We start from the raw sequence: 21675 nt of genomic DNA on the forward strand, positions 1-21675 counted from the left end.
TATAAATATGAATAGAAATAAGCACACACTACCTGCTTGCGTAAGTCCAGCTAAGTTTACATGGCATCCTATTGCGTTGTGCTTGATGTTAAGCATTCACTCCGCTACCGCAGAAGATTATTTTGATCCTGCTTTTTTACAAGCAATGGGAGAAACCGATCAAGTTGATTTATCCGTGTATTCTAAAAAAGGGAGTATTGCTCCGGGTGAATATCTCGTTTCTGTTTATATTAATAAGGTCGGTATTGGGCAACTTCCAATTACATTTAAGGAAAATAAACAAGGCGTTGTTTCTCCAGTATTAACACCTGAGCTACTAGAAAAACATGGCGTTAATATTAAGCAACTTCCTACAACAAAGGATTTGCCGTTAGATTACCCGATTGATAATTTGCCGGCTTTGATCCCAGATGCATCAACACATTTTGATATTTCTATTCTAGAACTTGAAATCAGTATTCCGCAGATAGCAATGAAATCGAGCCATACTGAGGTACTCGATCCTGACTTATTGGATTATGGGATCCCGGCACTTATTGCGAATTATAATTTAAGTTATGGGCATACTGAAAATAGTTCACGGTATAGCTCAGATAGAAAAACCGATAACTTCTTTGCAACAGTAAGAGCTGGTTTGAACGCGGGGGCATGGCGTTTACGGAGCACGATCACCCATAGCCAAATAAAAACGGATGGTGGTGATAACCAAGATAATAACCAGCACTATACCCGTTTTACGAATACATATTTATACCGCGAATTATTCCCACTGCGCTCTGTGCTGTTAGTTGGTGAAAATAATACGGGGAGTGATGTTTTTGATAGTGTTCCTTTTCGCGGTATAAAATTGAGTTCTAGCGAAGAGATGCTACCAAGCCAGCTACGGGGCTATGCTCCACCCATAGAAGGGGTTGCGAATAGTAATGCAAGGGTAACCATTCGCCAAAATGGGAATATTATCTATGAAACCTATGTCGCTCCAGGTGCTTTTTACATCAATGATATTCAAGAAGCAGGGCTTTCAGGTGACTATGATGTCACTATCACTGAGGCAAATGGTACTGAACGGAAGTTCATTGTGCCTTACTCATCATTACCTGTCATGCTAAGGCCCGGTGGCTGGAAATATGAAGTTACGGTTGGACGTTATGACGGTAATGTGACGAATCAATCCCGCGAGGCCGATTTTTTATTAGGAACGGCTGTTTATGGGTTACCTTATGACACCACAGTTTATGGTGGTGTATTAGCTGCTGAAGATTACCAAGCTGCAAACGTAGGAACGGGTATTTCACTAGGCAACGTAGGTGCCATTTCTCTTGATATCACGGCTTCTGCTGCAAAATTAAATCACAACTCACGGAAAACGGGGCAGTCTTATCGCCTTCGTTACTCGAAAAGTATGATGAATACGGGAACCTCCGTAGATCTCACCGCATTACGTTATTCAACACGTAACTATTATAATTTTAGTGAATTTAACTCTGAAGGTTATCAGCTTGAAGACGGGGTTTACCCGTGGTCAATGCAAAGACGGCGTAGTAGTTTCCAAACTCAAGTCAGCCAGCGTATGGGAGAATGGGGAACAATTTACCTTCGAGCTACGCGTGATGATTATTGGGGAAGCTCTAGAACCCAAACTGGAGGTTCGATTGGCTACAGTAATAGCTATAAAGGGATAACTTATGGCAGTAACTTTACTATTGATAGGGTTAAAGATGATAACGGAAATTGGCCTGAGAATAGACAAATTTCCTTTAACATAAGTATTCCATTTAGTGTATTTGGTTATTCAGATTCCTTACAGTCTATTTATTCTACTAGCTACTATACACGCGATAACAATGGTAAATCGCAAATTCAAACTGGGATAAATGGTAGTTTGATGGATGGTGATTTTACCTATAGCGCTTCTCAAAGTTGGGAAAATAAAGATGGCGCTAATAGCAGTAATATTAATGCTGGTTATCAAGGAAGTAAGGGAAGTATTACCGCGGGGTATAGTTATAGTAGCCAGATGAAGACATTTAATATGAACGCAAATGGCGGCATGCTGCTCCATTCCGGCGGACTTACACTGACAAAAAATATGGGGGAATCAGTCGCATTAGTTTATTTACCGGATGCACCGAATGTCAGTATTAATAATGGTTCCTCTTACTCTGATTGGCGAGGTTATGGTATAGCTCCTTATCTTTCTGACTATAAGAGAAATAGTATCAGTATCGACCCAACAACATTACCTGATGATGTCGATGTTGCTCAAACAAATATCAATATTTATCCGAGTAAGGGCGCAGTTGTTCCGGTTAAATTTGCGACAAAACGAGGGTATCAAGTGTTAATGACGTTGATTAAGAATAATGTCAATGTGCCGTTTGGTGCGATAGCTAGCTTACAAAATACGTCAGATAGTTATAGCAGCATCGTTGGTGATTCAGGGCTGGTTTATTTAACAGGATTACCTGAAAAAGGAAAATTATTGGTTAAATGGGGGGAGTCTACAGAAAAACAATGTGAAGTTCGCTTCGATTTAGCCAATATCGAGTTAGAGGCAGACCAACCAATACGCCAAGTAACTTATACATGTACCCCTGTGAAATTATAAAATAGATTAAGGTATTTGCCTGACCATGAAATATTATTATTTTAAATATAAAACCATGATGAGTTCAGTGTTTAATAAATATATGACTAGCACAGTCATTGCCTTTGGTTTTATCCATCCAGTCGCGTTGGCTGCAAATTTTAATGCGATGCCTGGCCAAGAGATTATTTCACTTGGTAATGTGAACGCCGAAATAACCCTAACAAAAATTAGTGCCGTAAATTCATCTAGCGCGATTAGGGCCGATGGTTTTGGTATTAATACATCTTCTTCTAAGGTTGATTGCTTACCAAGCTCGTATGAAATGACGGTGGGTAAAATGAAAGGTTATAGGGTAGATCAGGACATAATTATTGGTTTTCGTAGTACAAATGCAACAGGGGTTGCGTCGGTTGGAGCAGGTGCGAGCACATCAGGACCTTTTCATGATGTTACTGTAAAAGGGGCGTGGGATAACTACGGTAATTATACACCGTCACCAGTACAAAATGCGTCGACCATGTGGTGTGGCTCTGCTTGGCCTGAAGCAACTCAGCATCAATGGAATACGAATAGGAAAAATAATAAGGCATCAATACGAGGGGAGTTATTTTTATATGTTGGTAATAATGCAAAGCCTGGCTCTTATACGTTACCGAGTCTTTATCTTATAAAATCAGCTTCATCGGGTGATTTGGTCTCCCATCTAATTTTTCCGAGCGGAACAGTGACGGTCAGTTATCCACCTTGTTCCATTTCAACGCCGACAGAAGTCTCATTTGATACGAGAAAAGGGCTTCCCGTTATCAATCCAACATCTTCAATTAGTGTGAATTGTGGTGCTAATGATGGGCGAGCTTTCCAAATTGCTATTTCAGGCCAGCCTGTTGCCCCATCAACTGCCGTCGGAAATCATGCAATTAGCTTACACTATAGTGATGGCACAATCGGGGGATTAGTGCGCGGCTATATTGGCAGTAATGCGGCAGCAGATGCAGTAGGCTGCGTGGATAGGACTTCAAGTATCCCTTTTTCAGTCAATAATCAAGGGTTAAATTTCATGCAAATAGGTGCACAAACCGCAAGCTCTTCACAATCTCAGCCGTTGGTGTGGTCGCTATGTCCTAATAAGACGGAAAAACCAGGGAAAGCAACCGGCGCAGCGCAGCTTGATATAATTTTCAAATAAAAATAAGTAAGATAAAAAAGTCCCCCATTGAAGGGGGAAAACAGAAGTATATTAATTGTTATCATAATCAAGTAGGAGTTGCTATTAGGTGTGGTTGTTGCACCTCTTACAAACTTGCTTTTCGATAATGGCACACAGTGCAGCAGAAAGGCAATATAGGTATAGGCGGTTATTATCACATTTCGAGACTAAATAATTCTTGGGCTATTAATTTCTTAAATTAATCATCTAGTTTAGGAAGAATAGTTTATTGGAATAGAGTGCAAATATTTCTCCTAATTCGGATGTCGGTCACAGATAAGTTATTCAGTTATAGCTCGTTGGTGGGGTAAAGCTTACTCGCCTTCATTTTAAGATGAGATTGAGATGAGCCGACTCGGTGGTAAGTGAGAGAGAAAAGTATGTTAATAGAGAAAATGGCGGTAAAAGTAAGCTGATCTGCACATCAGCTTACTTGTTGGTATTTAGTCTTGAACTTTGATTTTTTGGTCGCCCATAGAAACTACTTTTCCTGCCGCGATTTTGCAACGCTTGCGAGTTTCTATTACGCCATCAACTTGCACTAAGCCTTCAGCGATCATGGCCTTAGCCATTGCCCCGCTTTCTGCCCAGCCTTCTATTTTGAGCAAATCACACAGTTCTATGTGTGGGTGGCCTTCAAGCCTGAAAATATCCATGACAGCTCCTGATTTCATTAAATATCGTGATACTCTTCGCACGCTTGCAATGTATTTTGGATCAGTGTGGCTACCGTCATCGGGCCAACACCACCAGGTACAGGGGTGATCCAAGAGGCATATTTGGAGGCCTCATCAAAGTCTACATCACCGGTGACTTTACCATTTTCAAGGCGGTTGATGCCAACATCAATCACGATAGCACCCGGTTTAACCCATTCACCCGGAATAAAATTCGGTTTTCCTACTGCAACAACTAAAAGATCGGCATTGCGAACGTGTTGCTCAAGATCTTTTGTAAAACGGTGAGTCACGGTGGTTGTACAGCCAGCAAGTAGCAGCTCCAAGCTCATAGGGCGACCAACAATATTAGATGCACCAATGATAACGGCATTTAGCCCATAGGTGTTAATACCGTAGCGGTCGAGCAGGGTAACAATCCCTCTTGGTGTGCATGGGCGTAGACGTGGTGCGCGTTGGCATAAACGGCCGACATTATACGGGTGAAACCCATCAACGTCTTTATCTGGGTGAATGCGCTCAATAACTTTAACGTTATCGATGCCCGCCGGCAGAGGTAACTGAACTAAGATACCATCGATTTCAGTATCTTGGTTTAAATCATCGATCAGTTTTAGAAGCTCTGCTTCAGTTGTTGTATCAGGCAAATCATAAGAGCGAGATAGGAAACCCACTTCTTCACATGCACGGCGTTTGCTGCCGACATAAATTTGTGAAGCCGGGTTTGCACCGACTAAGATAACAGCAAGGCCTGGTGCGCGTTTGCCCTGTTCTATACGTTGTTGGACTTTTTGGGCAACTTCCTGCCGAATTGTCTGCGCAATCGTTTTCCCATCAATAATTTTTGCTAACATCTGTGACTTAATCCATATATGAGACTTGGGGATGTGCCTATTTTGTCAGAAGTTAGCGCCAATGTCAGTTCAATCTGTAACATAAAATGAGCAGATAGTTATTTTAGTAGAGAAAAGCCATTGACTCAGCGCGTAGCAACCGTATAATTCAACGCCATCAACCGTATAGGTTGCCGCATTTCTCTTATGCGCCCTTAGCTCAGCTGGATAGAGCAACGGCCTTCTAAGCCGTAGGTCACAGGTTCGAACCCTGTAGGGCGTACCATTTCGAAGTCAATGGACATCAACTGATGTCTTTTTTTATGCCTAAAATTCAGTGAATTAATTTAATTACTGTGAAAATAATCAGATAGCGTTATGCCATATTCAACCCGATAAGCTACAGCAAAATGGCTTTATCGAGCGTTTTAATGGTTCGTTTTGTCGTAATTTTTTGATTTGCTTATTTATTTGAATCGTTGAGCCAAGCTAGAGAGTTAGCGTGGTATTATCATCATTGATTCTTACCTTTTCTATCAACTAGTACAAAAAGGAACAAATGGTTTATAAATAAAACATATTCGATTTGACGTATGTGTTTTTTAGGTATAATTTAAAGAAAAGGCTAAAGAGGTACATATGGAACCATTACAACTGTTTAAAATTTTAGGCGACCAAACAAGGCTCGATATCGTGCTGCTTTTGAAAGCATCCGGTGAGCTATGTGTCTGTGATATCTATACGGCCTTAAATTTATCGCAACCGAAGACCTCTCGACATCTAGCAATGCTTAGAGAGGCGGGTCTTCTACTCGATTCAAAACATGGGAAATGGGTTCATTATCGGCTATCTCCGGCATTACTACCGTGGGTAAAAAGTATCATTGATGTCACCTATGCCACAGAGAAAAATAGAGTCGCAGATTTACTCAAAAGCTTAGAGAAAAAAGAATCTGCTAATCGCTGTTCTATATAAAATTTTTTAAATTAACATATTCGAAAAATCATATATAAGGTTGAGACATGAAAAAACTCGAAGTATTTGATCCCGCGTTATGCTGTAGCACTGGCGTTTGTGGAACAGAAGTTGATCAAGCATTAGTGGACTTTGCAACAGATGCAGATTGGTTAAAAAAACAAGGAGCGAATGTAAAGCGTTTTAATTTAGCGCAAGAGCCTATGGCATTTGTTAACAACATAAAAGTAAAAACATTTCTGGAAACCGCTGGCGCCGAATCACTCCCACTCTTTATTCTTGATGGTGAGATTGTGCTGACAGGTCGATACCCTAAACGTCATGAGCTAGCAAGATGGTTTGGTATTCGCCTGAATATTGAGAAGGTGGAGACAGTTAAGTCGTGTTGCGGTAATGACAAAACATGTTGTTAACAGGGGCGATAAAATGAATTTTTTAGACAGCACACCTAATTATTTATTTTTCACTGGAAAAGGGGGGGTGGGTAAAACCTCTATTTCCTGTGCGACAGCAATCAAGTTGGCAGAGGAAGGGAAAAAAGTCTTACTGGTGAGTACGGATCCGGCTTCTAATGTTGGGCAGGTATTTTCTCAATCGATTGGCAACAATATTCAGCCAATAACATTGGTTCCAAACCTATTTGCCATTGAAATAGACCCTCAAGCTGCTGCCGAAGAATATCGAAATAAAATTATTAATCCAATCAAAGAAAATTTACCTGAAGCGGTAATTCAAAGCATTACGGAGCAGCTATCAGGCGCCTGTACCACAGAGATTGCGGCTTTCGATGAATTTACTGGATTGTTAACCAATACCGAAATTACCCGCCAATTTGACCATATCATTTTTGATACCGCACCTACGGGGCATACCATCCGTTTATTACAACTCCCGAGCGCGTGGAGTGATTTTATTAGTGACAATCCTGACGGTGCGACATGTTTAGGCCCAATGTCTGGCCTTGAAAAACAACGTGAGCAGTACAGCATGGCAGTGCAAGCGTTGAGTGATAACTCACTAACAAGGTTAGTATTGGTTGCACGTCCTCAGTCAGCCGCTTTGAGGGAGGTTGCGAGGACCTATAGTGAATTGTCTTCTCTGGGTATCAAAAATCAACAATTGATTATAAATGGTGTTTTCCCGGAAACGGCGATGACTGAAAATGATAAGTTATCCCATGCACTCTACTCTCAAGAGCAAGCCGCATTAAAGTCTCTGCCTGAGGCATTGCGTTCGTTACCCATTGATATTCTTTATTTGCAAAATATCAATATGGTTGGTGTCGATGCATTGAAGCAGTTGTTATCGAATGACATGCCACAATTTTCAACCATTACTCCGACAAAACAACCTATTTCTTTACCCTCCTTGTCAGAACTGGTTGGGGAAATATCTCAGCAACAACATGGGCTGATTATGTTAATGGGCAAAGGCGGTGTTGGGAAAACAACGATTGCAGCATCAATAGCGGTTAAATTGGCAGAAAAAGGGCTTGATGTGCATCTGACTACATCAGATCCTGCTGCTCATGTTGAATCAACACTTGATGGTGTTTTACCCAATCTTCAAGTTAGCCGAATTGATCCCATCGCCGAAACTGAACGCTATCGTAATTATGTCTTAGAAACAAAAGGGAAAGATTTAGATGCAGAGGGGCGTGCATTACTTGAGGAAGATTTGCGCTCTCCATGTACTGAAGAAATTGCTGTGTTTCAGGCCTTTTCTCGCATCATTAGAGACGCAGGGAAACGTTTTGTCGTCATGGATACTGCACCGACTGGACATACATTATTACTTCTTGATGCAACAGGGGCATATCATAAAGAAATTGCTAAGAAAATGGGCAAAAAAGGCCACTTTTTGACCCCTATGATGCAATTACAAGATCCTGAACGCACCAAAGTCATTATTACGACACTCGCTGAAACAACGCCTGTGCTTGAGGCGGAAAACTTACAGAATGACTTAATACGGGCAGATATACATCCGTGGGCGTGGGTAATTAATAATAGCCTATCTATCACGGAAACTACCTCACCATTGTTACTTTCAAGGGCAGAGCAGGAAGTCGTTCAGATTGAAAAGGTGGCATCAACGTTAGCAAAACGTGTTGCTATCGTTCCTTTACTTGAGACTGAGCCTGTGGGGATATCCGCATTAAGTCAGCTCGCAGAATAAGTTTTATTTTTGGAAAATAAAAGGTGCACGAAAGCACCTTTTAAACGAGGTTGTTATGTTTATTGCCGCATTAATTTTTGTTCTAACGATTACGTTTGTTATATGGCAGCCCAAAGGGTTGGGTATTGGCTGGAGTGCTACAGTAGGGGCTGTATTAGCACTGATCTTTGGTGTGATCAGTTTTCAAGACATTCCGATTGTTTGGAACATTGTTTGGAATGCCACCGCGACATTTGTTGCAGTGATTATTATTAGCCTACTTTTAGATGAAAGTGGTTTCTTTGAATGGGCGGCATTACATGTTGCCAAGTGGGGCGGTGGTAAAGGAAGGCTGTTATTCAGTTATATCGTATTGCTTGGTGCAACTGTTGCAGCCTTATTTGCCAATGATGGTGCGGCATTGATATTAACGCCCATTGTGATTGCGATGTTACTTGCACTTGGTTTCAACAAAGGCACGACGTTAGCGTTTGTCATGGCGGCGGGTTTTATTGCAGATACAGCGAGCTTACCGCTTATCGTTTCAAACCTCGTGAATATTGTTTCTGCGGACTTCTTTAATATTGGATTTACTGAATATGCCTCAATTATGGTGCCAGTGGATATCGCGGCGATTATTGCAACGTTAGTGATGCTGCATTGTTTTTTCCGTAAAGATATTCCTAAGCAATATGATATGACTAAATTGAGTGAGCCTGCTTTAGCCCTTAAGGACATGACAACGTTTAAAGCAGGTTGGCTTGTATTGGTGCTGTTGCTCACCGGTTTCTTTGTCTTAGAACCATTAGGTATCCCTGTTAGCGCTATTGCTGCAATTGGCGCCTTAATTCTTTGGGTGATTGCAGCCAGAGGCCATACGATTAATACCAAAAAAGTCTTACGTGGTGCACCGTGGCAAATCGTCATTTTCTCTTTAGGTATGTACTTGGTGGTTTATGGCTTAAGAAATGCAGGGTTAACCGATTATCTTTCTGAAACGCTCAATTACCTTGCCGATAAAGGGTTATGGGTAGCAACTCTGGGAACTGGATTTATTACCGCATTTTTATCATCCATAATGAATAACATGCCAACGGTATTAATTGGTGCTCTATCCATTGAAGGGAGTGAAGCGTCAGGGGTAATTCAGCAAGCAATGGTTTATGCCAATGTAATTGGCGCAGATTTGGGGCCAAAAATTACACCAATTGGTAGCTTAGCAACATTGTTGTGGTTACATGTTTTATCACAAAAGAACATGACCATTACATGGGGATATTATTTCAAAACAGGGATTATCATGACGATCCCTGTGCTCATTGTCACACTCGTTGCTTTAGTGCTTCGACTTTCACTGTTAAATTAAGGGTAACCCAATGAATGAGATCACCATCTACCACAACCCAAATTGTGGCACTTCACGCAATACCCTTGCAATGATCCGCAATAGTGGTATTGAGCCGGCGATTATTCATTATCTAGAAACACCACCCTCTAGAGATGTGTTAGTAAAACTTATTGCCGATATGAAAATCACGGTAAGGGCGTTATTACGAAAAAATGTCGAACCCTATGAACAATTAAATTTAGAACAAGATAGCTATACAGATGACCAACTCATTGATTTTATGTTGCAGTACCCGATACTGATTAATAGGCCGATTGTCGTCACTCCGCTAGGCGTAAAGTTGTGTCGGCCTTCAGAGGTAGTGCTGGATATATTACCTAATCGGCAACAAAATGAATTTGTCAAAGAAGATGGTGAAGTTGTCGTTGATAAACAAGGGTGCAGAATAAAGTAAATGATGCTTTGAAATCATTGTTGTTGGTTAATGTTTATCAGCGACATTCTTTGTTGGAATAGACCAAATGCCCTTATGGTAAGTAAGGCAGTATTTTTGATTATTTGTAAAGTCGTCATGGCACGGTACACAAAACCAATCCATAACCTTTAAAATCGGTAAAACGGAATGAAATTACTGATTAAGTTTATACGTTGAATGAGTTAACAATAAGAGCCATTTTAATAGATACATTAAAATGGCCCTTATTGTAATAAGTTGATTAATCAAGCGAAGGTTAAAATGTCACTGTTACTTTTGAAGAGATTGTTTTATCCGCAGCTTCGAATAAGGCTCTTTCTATCTCTTTTGATGTAAGAAGGGGAAGATGCGTGATAGTTATCTTATTTTACCTTCTATTTTTATTGAAATTTTATTCTGTTTAAAAACAAAGTGTTATGATACCCTCTAAAAAATAAGGTATTTTGCACAAATTAGCCATAATTTATTGTTGCACGAAGGTTTTTTCCTGATAGTTTATAGTGTACTGCCGTATAGGCAGCTTAGAAATAACACACGAGCACGGAATTTATTTGCAAACGGTGTACTGCCGTATAGGCAGCTTAGAAAATTATGAGCGTCAAGTTGTACTCACACTGATCGTGTACTGCCGTATAGGCAGCTTAGAAAAAAGTGATATTTCTATCCTCAGCGTATTTCTTGTGTACTGCCGTATAGGCAGCTTAGAAATGAACAGCAAACCGCATTACGCAAAGCCAAAAGTGTACTGCCGTATAGGCAGCTTAGAAAAAACGCGGTACCGATTCTAGTGATGCCACTCAGTGTACTGCCGTATAGGCAGCTTAGAAAGCTAACGAAGCCATTAAAACGCGCTGCGAGTCGTGTACTGCCGTATAGGCAGCTTAGAAATCATCTGTTCCAGCAGTTGGGGCTTTTCTTTTGTGTACTGCCGTATAGGCAGCTTAGAAAACGATGATAAAATAAAACCCCCGAATTCGGGGGTGTACTGCCGTATAGGCAGCTTAGAAAAGTCGCAATTCTCGACGATATGTCCGTACAGCGTGTACTGCCGTATAGGCAGCCTAAAAATGATAAATGATTATCCTGTGTGCTTTCCAATAAGCTGCACAGGCTTCTTTTTTCGCTATTTTAAGATTAATAATTAGATTATATTTATTGAGATTTCTAGTTTATTAAAACAGTGCAATTCCTTTAAACAATAAAATTAATCGGTGAGGCAGGATGAAACTGCTAAATAAAACAATCTATACGCTTATTGTGGCATTTATATCAACAGCGGCAATGGCAGAGGAGTGTATAGGTGATAGTACCTATCAAGCATGTACAAGATCGAGTACTAATGCACAAGGCGATAATATTATTGAATCGTATGATACTGACGGTAACTCATATTCAATAACATCTGGCTCAAGAGACTATGCGGATGGTTCATCTGAAGTCTTTTCAGTTGATAGTGAAGGCAATGAATACTCGATAAAAAGTTGGTGTGACAGCTCTGGATGCCATACATCTGATAGCGAAGGGAATACGTGCACAATAACAAATACTGGTGAGATGATAGGCTGTTAAATGATAAAGAAAATACTAATAATATTTATTGTTTTAATCAGTGCAATATCAGTATTTGCATATAATAAGCTGACAATTTTTACTGTTCAGCCAATAGGCGCAATACCGGATGGTGTCACTGTTGTTATGTGGAAGAAAGGTGATATGCGTTTTTTTGAAAGTCCTGACGGATTATGTATGCAGAGAGTCGGCAAGGTTAATTTACTCTGTAGAATGACAATGTTAGGAAGCGCTATTGATAAAGATAATATTATTATCAGACTTCCCTATAGTGAATATGCCTATTTAAAATCAACAAATGGCAGAAAATTTGATAGATGATAAGACTCATAGCTATTATTAGGGATATGATGAGTTAGTGTTTTTAACTATTTTTGATATGTCTTCGCTAAATGGTGATTTAAACTTTTATACACATTAGGTGCGTGATATATAAAATCAATCATTACAAAGTGATTGATATCTTTTCTCTATCATTTATCTTATTGAAAACAAAGGGTAAATAGACGATGGCGGATTGATGAAATTTTTGAATTAAAAATAAGAATAACTGTCTAACTTACATTGCATATCGCAAAGACGAAGTGTTGAGATACATATGTACGCTAAAAACCTGTTCTCCCTAAAGTTACTCCATCCCAAATACGCTACAACATGGTTAGGAATTGTTATTTTATTTTTATTGGTTCAACTCCCTTATAAATGGCTTGTTCGGCTTGGTGCATTTTTGGGGGTTAATTCGAAGTATTTTATTAAAAGACGAGTTTCCATTATAAAAAGAAACTTAGAATTGTGTTTTCCAAATAAAAACCGCAAAGAAATAGACGATTTAGTTATCGAAAACTTGAGATCGCTAGGTATTGCGTTATTTGAAACCGGAATAGCGTGGTTCTGGAGTGATAAAAGAATTAAAAAGCTCTTTCAAGTCAAAGGAATATCTAATTATCAAGAAGCCATTGCCAAAAATAAAGGGGTAATTATCGTTGGGGTTCATTTTATGTCGCTGGAGTTAGGTGGCAGAATTATGGGGCTATGCTTTCCTGTAAATGCGATGTATCGACCACATAACAACAAAGCAATGGAATATATTCAAACAAAGGGTCGATGTCGTTCTGGCAAAGGAATGATTGATCGTAAAAATTTAAGATTTATGGTTCAAGAATTAAAAAGTGGCAAGGCCATTTGGTTCGCACCTGACCAAGATTTTGGTCGAAAGGGAACTGTATTTGCTCCGTTTTTTTCAGTCAAAAATACTTCAACGTCAAAAGGTACATCAACGCTTGCTCAATTATCTCACTCACCAACATTAACTGTCACACTGCTACGTAACCGTAATGGTATTAGTTATGACTTGGTGCTAGGGAAAGAAATAGTCAATTACCCAACTAGCGATACGCTACATGATGCCGCGACAATTAACTCTGTACTAGAGAAAGAAATAATGAAAGCACCAGAGCAGTACTTGTGGGCGCATAGAAGGTTTAAAACTCGCCCTGATGGGGAGCCTTCTCTCTATATTTAGAAAATGGTGACGCAAGATAAGGGGGATTCCCCCTATAATATAAGACCCGCATTGGTTGGGTCTTTTTAATTATTTGGTACTTCAAACATAAAGGGTATTTATTGGTAAGAGAGGGAATAGGAATAATTAATTATAGCAAATAATCCTATTTCTAGATTACCCGTAATATTACATTTCCCAATGATCATCAACCCATGTAGCTTCTGAGTCTTCGATGCTAACACTCCATTGTGCTGTCGAAAACGCTAGAGTTAATTGCGAAAGACAATCTAACCAGTAATCGATAGACTCGAGCAAAATGGACTCATCATCAAGTGGTAATTTTGTTGAACCTTGTAGTAAGAATTGATCTGATGGCTCTTCATAAAAATAGAGAGTCTCCGCATCTTCTTTGTATGGAAAGGCTTGATTCAACTGATTTACCATGGTTTCAAACGTATTTTTTTCTTCAAAATTGAAAGGAGTCTTTTTTGTTGCGGAATAATAAATAGAAACGCCCATATTCGTACCTTGCTTGTAAGAATCCAATGTAAGAGATAAGTCAGATAATAAAAAAGAGGGGTAATATTTTAAATAAGAGTTAACTGAGATTGGCATGCTCAAGCAGAGCCTTTGCTTAAAATGTGACGTTAATTGATCGCTGTGACTGTGGTAGCTGGCTAACCTCTGGGCTAAGGCGAAACTAAATGCTGTTATTGAACTTATCGCTTAATCATTGGCTAGTCTGAATACCTCGATACTGAAAAATGACTTAAGAAGGTGAAAAGGCAAAGAATATTAAAAAACGTGTATCGCACAAAGAAGGAAACTATAAAAATAGCGAATTTTATTTTGCTAATTACCTTAATTTAAAAAAATATTGCCATACAGACGATAACATAAAAAATTATTGTAAGGCTGCTTAAGAAGGTCAGTAAGTTATTTTTATCTTCATTTATTATGACATAGACAAGCGGTGAGATAAAAAAGAGGATAGAAAAAATATAAAAATATAATGCGTAGCCGCGTAGAGAAAACATGAATGTCCAGCCTTTAATTTTACTGACTATCGTATGCTGCATACGAACAATAAAAATCAAAGTATAGTATTTAATTCTCTTGGTGAGTAGGATATTTCTTATTTTTAATGAAGTGAGAATTAAGATATATCTGACAAATTTAGTTATTAATACTTAATAATGATGTGTGTTTTTATTTTAAATTTCATTTTGTCGTGATGAACAAATCGAGAGTAGGAAAGAGACAGATCACAACCTCCGTCGACTTTTTATATAAACTCAGTGCCCATCATTAGGGCTATTGATGGAAATTTTATTTTTAAATATCGGATTAAATTGATGTGATAGTTTTTTTATTACCTTGTAGTTTCTATGCTTAATTTATCTGATAAATTTAATGGTAATTGATATTAAGGCACCTATTTGCAGATTATTTATTTCCTAGATACAATGAAAATACTTTAAAAATCATTGGTTACAAATCTATCGCGTACTATTAATCTTAACTTTTAGGGTAAAAATGAAAAAACATATTCTCTCAATTACAGTACTTAGCGCCGCCACATTGTTGGTTACAGGCTGTAGCTCAAATAATGATATGTGGGGTGAATTCGCGAATATTCTGAGCGACGCCAACCCAGTTGTTCAAGAGTCAGAGGAATGGGAAGCATATAGTATTAAAACAACACAGCAGGGTGTGACTTACGCTTCTGCTAGCTCTGCTGATCAACAGTTTGTCAGCAAAAAAATGGATGCTGAATATGCTGATGCTCTATATCGCGTATCAAGCCCTTTTGCGAGAAGCGATAAAACGAAAGAACAGTTAGCTAAAGACAACCAAGGTTATCGTTTTAAATATAATGAAATCATGGTGGTAAAAGATAAAAAAACGGCTAACACAATTGGGTATTGTGTGAATTATGACTCTGACCAAATAGAAAATGGTCAAGTAAAACCAGTGAAAGAAAAAGATAAGATTAGAAACCACTTTATCTATGTCGATAAAGTTAAGCCTTTATCTGTAATGACCGTTGGCAGCGACTTTACTAAAGTGATGTGCGGTGAAGAATTTTATAATAAATATAAAAAATAAGTTTCATCACAATCACTTCTTATAGGCAAAAAGAATTATTGTTGTGCCATCATTTAATATCCAATGAGTTAGGAGGAAGCTCCTAACTCGGACTGGGGGATTTTTATATCAGACTAAATTGAATATAGCACAGTTAGTTGATATCAGATCAGCACCTCTCTAGACCACCTTATTTTTAAGCATGATTTTTTTGATCAGCCTTGAAAGGGAAATACCGACAAAGCTAGGCCTAGCAATGAAAATGAATGAGTGAGAAAAGGTTGACAAAGGGCGCCTATTATTTGTTCTAGCTCCCAGTTTTATATCAATATAATTTATTCTTTGATTCGAAGAAAGTCGGGGTTTAGGTACTGATAATACAATATGTAAGCACTGTAGGTTAAATTGTGGTGAGATATGAGATAACCATTAAATAGCTTTAACTAACATGAATAGTCTCGTCATAACAGCTCAAAGAATAAGGTTAATTTTAGTGTGAAATTTAATCTTAAAATAATAGAGAGTAAAGTGCGATGGCATAAAAAGACCTTAATTAATAAGTGGTCAATAATATCCGTAAGAGTGATTCAAGAGTCCCTCTTTTTTTAATGGTTATTGATATATTAAGCTAAAAATGAATTGATAAAATACTTAAGTAAAATAACGTATCCTGTTAGCTTTAATATTGCCCAAATCGTAGGTCTACGATAGGTTAATTTTCCTACAGATGTTACAAATTCTCCCTAGCGACCAAGTGTTTTTCTTTTAAATAATGAAAATAACTATTCATTTATAGTGACTTGTCATTTTTCTGTTAGCGCTAAATATATTATATCTTGCAGAAGTTCCGATATTGATAGAATAGGGGTTTTGCATTGCTGTTTGTCTAAAAAGTATTCAGTTTTATTTAGTTAATATTCTATTTTTATTTTATGAATAAACATTCATTAAAAATAATTTTTAACAAATAAATTTAATTTTAATCTAAATTAGAATACAATTACGTTACAAATAAAAATTAAATGATGATCTTATTATTTAGATACTGACGTTCATTTGATAAAAGGAAATGTTTTAAAATGGCAATAACTAGAAGAAAGTTTCTTATCGGCGGGGCTGTTGTAGCCGTGGCTGGTGGGGCGGGAATTTTAACCCCGATGTTAACTCGAGAAGGTAGATTTGTTCCTGGCACACCAAGACATGGGTTTGTTGAAGGAACCGCAGGTCCTCTACCTAAGCAAGCTGACGTTGTTGTGATTGGTGCTGGTATTTTAGGTATTATGACCGCTATCAATCTTGTTGAACGCGGCTTGTCTGTTGTAATCGTTGAGAAGGGGAATATTGCTGGCGAACAATCTTCTAGATTCTATGGCCAAGTCATTACTTACAAAATGCCTGATGAGACATTCCTGCTTCATCATATTGGTAAACAGCGTTGGAGAGAAATGAATGCGAAAGTGGGTGTCGATACTAGCTATCGTACTCAAGGGCGCGTAGAAGTTCCTCTTGATGAAGAAGATTTAGATCACGTCAGAAAATGGATTGATACAAGAAGTAAGAATGTCGGTTCAGATATTCCATTCAAAACTAGAATTATTGAAGGTGATGAATTAAATCAGCGCCTTCGTGGAGCTACATCAAATTGGACAATCGCCGGTTTTGAAGAAGACTCAGGTAGCCTAGATGCTGAGATTGCAACCTTTGTTATGGCGGAATACGCTAAAAAAATTGGGGTTAAGATCTACACAAACTGTGCTGCAAGAGGCTTAGAAACTCAAGCGGGTGCAATTTCTGATGTTGTGACAGAAAAAGGTGCGATTAAAACTTCTAGAGTGGTTGTTGCTGGCGGTGTATGGTCTAGACTGTTCATGCAAAATCTGAATGTTGACGTACCAACATTACCGGCTTACCAATCTCAGCAATTGATCAGTGGTTCACCTACTGCACCGGGTGGTAACGTCGCTTTACCAGGTAACATTTTCTTCCGTGAGCAAGCTGATGGCACCTATGCGACTTCACCTCGTGTGATCGTTGCTCCAGTCGTAAAAGAATCATTTATCTATGGTTATAAATATCTGCCATTGCTATCAATGCCAGATTTCCCAGTACACATTTCATTAAATGAACAGTTAATTAATTCATTTACACAACCGACACACTGGGAGCTAGACGAAGTTTCTCCGTTTGAGAAAAATAGGAATATGACCGCACTGCCAGATATTCCTGAGCTAAATTCTTCATTAGAGAAATTGAAAGCAGAGTTCCCTGCATTTAAAGACTCTAAACTTATCGACCAGTGGAGTGGTGCGATGGCGATAGCACCAGATGAGAATCCTATCATTTCTCAAGTTAATGAATACCCAGGTCTGGTGATTAACACCGCGACAGGTTGGGGTATGACAGAAAGCCCTGTTTCTTCTGAAATCACGGCAGATCTACTGTTAGGTAAAGAACCTTCATTGGATGTGAAACCATTTAGCCTTTACAGATTTTAGATTAAATCGATTTTAAGTTATCCGACCCATATTTGATAACAGCCCTCCTTGTGAGGGCATTTTTTGCTTTCTGCAATCTATTCCCTCATGCTAATGCTAAATAAGGCCGCTATTAGCGCATTCGAGAATCCATGCAGGAGGGGAGTCATCTCATTCGTGTAAAGGAAAATACAAAATATGTGGGCCATTTAATTTCTTATCTCTTTCTATGCAGAAAGGAATGATTGTATTTACGCTAACGGATACAGCTACTTTTTGAAGCAGTGGTAATACGGTGATGTACCATGATGGTAGAAATTTATATCGGTTGATTGGTTGTCGTAAGATATAGAAAGTGAGGTGACAAAGCAGCCATGGTTAATAGGTATTTAAAGGAAGAAACAGCGATTGAGCATCATTACAAATGAAGCTAACTGTATTTAAGGCGGGTCGTAGGTATTTACTCTGACTTTAAGGATAACAATACGCAGGCTTTTATCTTTGCTGATGTGCTTAGTGACTATTGATAGTTATTTTTACTGATTACGTATTGCTCTTTTGATTTATGGTAAAAAGTGAATTAGGTGCTAATACGTAATTTTTAATCAACTAACGGCAAAAACAGGTGCATGTGTGTTGTTAAAAAGACAAAGTCAAATGTTATAGCTCAATGTATTCAACGTTACTTAGTTTACCCTGTTCATTATAAATTTATATATTTCAGGTAGATATAGTGAAAAACTAATAAATATAAATGCGGCTATAAAATAGATGTTGATAGACTCCATGGTTACTGTTGTTGAAATCGTTGCGACAGCTAAGATTGTCACAATGATACGTCGGCTATTTGCAGTCATTATATTGGACAGCTCATTAAAAAATGTTTCAAAAAATCTAAACATAACAATTCCTTTTTATCGTTTCATGCTGAGTGTATATGATTTAAATAAATTATTGAAGTTTTTATTAGCTATTTGTGCTATTTAATATTACACCAAATTATCAAACTGGCTGATTTTTATCTTTTTTTAATGCAGGGCTATAAAAAGTAATTTATAAAATTTATTATTACGATGAAATATTTAAATTAAAATAATAAAGAGATATAAAAGGCAATGGATGTTGTTTCCATCTGATTGATTTGAATGGGTTATTTTTTATTCTTGTCCTTTCTAATAAGAATATTTCATGCTGGAATTATTATTAAAACATCAATGATTAAGTTGGTGTGGAAATAAGGTTAAGTGTTAATACTTAACTTTTTTATAGTGGTTTTCAGATTGATCGACTTCACAATTTTATTCTTTTAATAAAATATCTCGCGTATTCTAAATAAGCCTTCTATTAACCACTATATAGGTGATTTAATTATATTGTGATGCTATTATAATTAAAACGTCAGGTAATAATCACGATTTGATATCGATAAATTTAAGATAAGTTAGGGTTATTGGGCGATTTAGCATGTTTTCATTTAAAGGCAGTGAAAACATTTTTTAGCTTATCGATTGTATTTTAGTCATGACATAATATTGACAAAGGGGATAAATAGGTGGTGTATTTAATAGATGAGTTTTAACACGATTCTGATTGATAGTTTTAATTGGATTATTTATCCTGCTGAGAGCCATCAAAATGAGGAATGAGTATGCCAACAGTTGATATAACTGACCTACTAGGTTATTCCATTATCAATACCATAAATATGATTTTTAACCCATTGGAGTATTTCTGCCAGGAAAACATGATTGAGAGTATGGGCACCTTGTTGCTATCTTTTATGATTTAATCACCTTACTGCTTGAAACCACTATTTTAATGATCAAAAAACGATAGTGGTATTTAGTAAAGCAAGTAAAAAGTGATTGTTAACTAATTGATAGTATTTGGTTTTTGTAATTATGACGCTTTTTTTAATTTATCCTATCAATAAAAACATTATTCTCTAACAAAACTCCCCCCTTATAGATAAATATTGTAAATAAAATAATCAATCAAATGATTATTATTTTATCGATATGAATGATGTGGCATAGCGCTTTATTGCGTGTGTGATTTTTTTATTGTGTGTGGTGCATCACAAAAAATAATTACTATTCAAAATGGCATTGTTTTTATCTTTAATCAACGGATAGTTGTGGCTGTTACCGCAATGGTTTCTACTGATTTTGTGATTAATAAAGATGATTAATAGGGAGTTAATAGATATTACCGTCATTAATTATCAATAAATAATTAATAGGTAAGATTAAACAAAAACAGTATCGCCAAAGAAATATAAAAAATTTTTGTTAACCAGAAAGTAAATAATTTTTTCACTATTGAATGAGGGTAATTATGCCAGGATCTCTATTTCCTCAAGATTTTCTGTGGGGTGGTGCAATAGCGGCAAATCAAGCGGAGGGGGCTTGTTTTGAAGGGGGGAAAGGACTCAGTATTGCAGATGTTATTCCTTATGGAGCTAACAGGCATCCGGTAAAAATGGGGATCGAAAAACGTTTTAAATTACGAGATGATGAATATTACCCAAGCCATTTGGCAATTGATTTTTATCATCAATACAAGCGTGATATTGCGCTAATGGCAGAAATGGGATTTTCGGTATTTCGCACATCGATTGCATGGAGCCGTTTATTTCCGCGTGGGGATGAAGTCACTCCAAACCCAGAAGGTATCGCCTATTATCTCGACTTATTTAATGAATGCAAAAAATATCATATTGAACCGCTAGTAACCTTGTGCCATTTTGATGTTCCGATGCATTTGGTCACTGAGTATGGCTCATGGCGTGACCGGAAGATGATTGATTTTTTTGTGACCTATGCCAAAGCCTGCTTTGAAGCATTTGATGGGATAGTGAAATATTGGCTGACATTTAATGAAATTAATTTGCTATTGCATACGCCGTTTTCATCATCAGGGTTAGTCTTTGAAGCGGGGGAAAATAGCGAACAAGTTAAATATCAAGCCGCTCATCATCAATTAGTTGCTAGCGCATTAGCGACAAAAATAGCCCACGAAGTCAATGCTCAAAACCAAGTTGGCTGTATGCTTGCAGGTGGTGGATATTACCCTTGGTCGCCTAAACCAGAAGATGTATGGGCGGCAATGGAAAAAGATCGTGAAAACTTGTTTTTTATTGATGTACAGGTGCGTGGGTATTATCCCGCCTATGCGCAACGTGTTTTTCGTGAAAACAAGGTGACACTTCTGGTCACGGAAGAGGACGAGCAAATCCTTAAAAATACTGTCGATTTTGTTTCGTTTAGTTATTATGCCTCTCGTTGTGCCTCAGCGGATATGGGGGATGGTACAAACCCGTCGATTAATGCTGCACAATCTTTAAGCTCTCCGTATATAAAACAGAGTGAGTGGGGGTGGGGAATTGACCCTCTCGGTTTAAGATTAACCGCAAACATGCTCTATGATCGCTATCAAAAACCATTATTTCTAGTAGAAAATGGTTTGGGTGCGCATGATAAGTTAAATGAGGATGGTGAAATTATTGATGATTATCGAATCGATTACCATCGTTCACACATTCAAGCTTTAGGTGATGCTATCGCTGATGGTATCCCCATTATGGGATATATTTCATGGGGATGTATTGATTTAGTCTCTGCTTCAACAGGCGAAATGAGTAAACGATATGGTTTTGTGTATGTTGATAAGGATGATCAGGGTGCTGGCTCACTAACAAGGATACGTAAAAAATCTTTTTGGTGGTATAAAAAAGTGATAGCAAGCCATGGTAATGATTTGTATTAATTGCTTTTTT

General features: G+C 37.9%; 17 protein-coding genes, 1 tRNA gene, 1 pseudogene and 1 CRISPR repeat array. Of the genes and pseudogenes, 15 read left to right on the plus strand and 4 right to left on the minus strand.

Going from position 1 to position 21675, the window contains the following annotated elements:
• The first annotated feature begins 7 nt into the window (after positions 1 to 7).
• Together PR833_RS04845 and PR833_RS04850 are read left to right on the plus strand one after the other, a co-directional pair.
• Positions 8 to 2608 carry a fimbria/pilus outer membrane usher protein gene (locus tag PR833_RS04845; RefSeq protein ID WP_272525928.1) on the plus strand — a complete coding sequence of 867 codons (2601 nt, stop codon included), beginning with the start codon at positions 8 to 10 and terminating at the stop codon, positions 2606 to 2608.
• Positions 2609 to 2633: 25 nt separating this feature from the next.
• On the plus strand, positions 2634 to 3776 hold the full coding sequence (locus tag PR833_RS04850; protein WP_004922316.1) for a hypothetical protein: 1143 nt from the start codon (positions 2634 to 2636) through the stop codon (positions 3774 to 3776).
• A 464-nt stretch (positions 3777 to 4240) separates the two neighbouring features.
• Here PR833_RS04850 and ybcJ read toward each other — a convergent pair whose 3' ends face one another.
• Together ybcJ and folD are read right to left on the minus strand one after the other, a co-directional pair.
• Entirely contained in the window at positions 4241 to 4453 is a 213-nt protein-coding gene (ybcJ, locus tag PR833_RS04855; protein ID WP_014656527.1) for a ribosome-associated protein YbcJ, read from the minus strand.
• A gap of 17 nt (positions 4454 to 4470) precedes the next feature.
• Positions 4471 to 5328 carry a bifunctional methylenetetrahydrofolate dehydrogenase/methenyltetrahydrofolate cyclohydrolase FolD gene (gene folD, locus PR833_RS04860; protein WP_004922311.1) on the minus strand — a complete coding sequence of 286 codons (858 nt, stop codon included), beginning with the start codon at positions 5326 to 5328 and terminating at the stop codon, positions 4471 to 4473.
• A gap of 188 nt (positions 5329 to 5516) precedes the next feature.
• On the opposite strand from folD, the gene PR833_RS04865 reads away from it, so the two are divergent.
• The 7 genes and pseudogenes from PR833_RS04865 to arsC all read left to right on the plus strand — a co-directional run bounded on the left by PR833_RS04865 (position 5517) and on the right by arsC (position 10241).
• A tRNA-Arg gene (locus PR833_RS04865) sits at positions 5517 to 5593 on the plus strand.
• Between the two features lie 63 nt (positions 5594 to 5656).
• Positions 5657 to 5819: pseudogene (locus PR833_RS04870) on the plus strand (integrase core domain-containing protein); the annotation flags it as partial.
• Between the two features lie 127 nt (positions 5820 to 5946).
• A complete protein-coding gene (locus PR833_RS04875) occupies positions 5947 to 6282 on the plus strand; it encodes a metalloregulator ArsR/SmtB family transcription factor (RefSeq protein WP_004922304.1) in 336 nt (111 codons plus the stop codon).
• A gap of 47 nt (positions 6283 to 6329) precedes the next feature.
• Positions 6330 to 6695, plus strand: a complete 366-nt coding sequence (arsD, locus tag PR833_RS04880) for an arsenite efflux transporter metallochaperone ArsD (RefSeq protein WP_004922301.1) — start codon at positions 6330 to 6332, stop codon at positions 6693 to 6695.
• Positions 6696 to 6708: 13 nt separating this feature from the next.
• Positions 6709 to 8460, plus strand: coding sequence for an arsenical pump-driving ATPase (arsA, locus tag PR833_RS04885; protein ID WP_014656470.1), 1752 nt, complete (start codon positions 6709 to 6711; stop codon positions 8458 to 8460).
• A 55-nt stretch (positions 8461 to 8515) separates the two neighbouring features.
• Positions 8516 to 9805, plus strand: coding sequence for an arsenic transporter (locus PR833_RS04890; protein WP_272525930.1), 1290 nt, complete (start codon positions 8516 to 8518; stop codon positions 9803 to 9805).
• 10 nt (positions 9806 to 9815) lie between these two features.
• Entirely contained in the window at positions 9816 to 10241 is a 426-nt protein-coding gene (arsC, locus tag PR833_RS04895; protein WP_053110357.1) for a glutaredoxin-dependent arsenate reductase, read from the plus strand.
• A gap of 27 nt (positions 10242 to 10268) precedes the next feature.
• Here the strand turns inward: arsC and PR833_RS20395 are convergent, their stop codons facing one another.
• Complete coding sequence (locus tag PR833_RS20395; protein WP_442959660.1) at positions 10269 to 10385, minus strand: putative zinc ribbon protein; 117 nt, start codon at positions 10383 to 10385, stop codon at positions 10269 to 10271.
• A gap of 377 nt (positions 10386 to 10762) precedes the next feature.
• Positions 10763 to 11330: a CRISPR direct-repeat array (repeat unit 28 nt; unit sequence GTGTACTGCCGTATAGGCAGCTTAGAAA).
• A 153-nt stretch (positions 11331 to 11483) separates the two neighbouring features.
• Between PR833_RS20395 and PR833_RS04900 the strand changes: the two genes are divergently transcribed.
• The 3 genes from PR833_RS04900 to lpxL all read left to right on the plus strand — a co-directional run bounded on the left by PR833_RS04900 (position 11484) and on the right by lpxL (position 13353).
• Positions 11484 to 11831 (plus strand): hypothetical protein, encoded by a 348-nt coding sequence (locus PR833_RS04900; protein ID WP_014656468.1) that lies wholly within the window; start codon positions 11484 to 11486, stop codon positions 11829 to 11831.
• Positions 11832 to 12152: a hypothetical protein gene (locus PR833_RS04905; RefSeq protein WP_004922284.1), complete on the plus strand. Its 321-nt coding sequence runs from the start codon at positions 11832 to 11834 to the stop codon at positions 12150 to 12152.
• A gap of 277 nt (positions 12153 to 12429) precedes the next feature.
• Positions 12430 to 13353, plus strand: coding sequence for an LpxL/LpxP family Kdo(2)-lipid IV(A) lauroyl/palmitoleoyl acyltransferase (gene lpxL / locus PR833_RS04910; RefSeq protein ID WP_014656467.1), 924 nt, complete (start codon positions 12430 to 12432; stop codon positions 13351 to 13353).
• A 168-nt stretch (positions 13354 to 13521) separates the two neighbouring features.
• Here the strand turns inward: lpxL and PR833_RS04915 are convergent, their stop codons facing one another.
• Complete coding sequence (locus PR833_RS04915) at positions 13522 to 13854, minus strand: hypothetical protein (RefSeq protein ID WP_004922279.1); 333 nt, start codon at positions 13852 to 13854, stop codon at positions 13522 to 13524.
• 1017 nt (positions 13855 to 14871) lie between these two features.
• Between PR833_RS04915 and PR833_RS04920 the strand changes: the two genes are divergently transcribed.
• The 3 genes from PR833_RS04920 to ascB all read left to right on the plus strand — a co-directional run bounded on the left by PR833_RS04920 (position 14872) and on the right by ascB (position 21665).
• On the plus strand, positions 14872 to 15444 hold the full coding sequence (locus PR833_RS04920) for a hypothetical protein (RefSeq protein WP_014656465.1): 573 nt from the start codon (positions 14872 to 14874) through the stop codon (positions 15442 to 15444).
• A gap of 1058 nt (positions 15445 to 16502) precedes the next feature.
• Positions 16503 to 17918 carry an NAD(P)/FAD-dependent oxidoreductase gene (locus tag PR833_RS04925; RefSeq protein WP_004922269.1) on the plus strand — a complete coding sequence of 472 codons (1416 nt, stop codon included), beginning with the start codon at positions 16503 to 16505 and terminating at the stop codon, positions 17916 to 17918.
• 2316 nt (positions 17919 to 20234) lie between these two features.
• On the plus strand, positions 20235 to 21665 hold the full coding sequence (gene ascB, locus PR833_RS04930) for a 6-phospho-beta-glucosidase (protein ID WP_053110356.1): 1431 nt from the start codon (positions 20235 to 20237) through the stop codon (positions 21663 to 21665).
• Positions 21666 to 21675 lie beyond the last annotated feature (10 nt).

Source organism: Providencia sp. PROV189 (assembly GCF_028480065.1).
Classification (GTDB): Bacteria; Pseudomonadota; Gammaproteobacteria; order Enterobacterales; family Enterobacteriaceae; genus Providencia; species Providencia stuartii.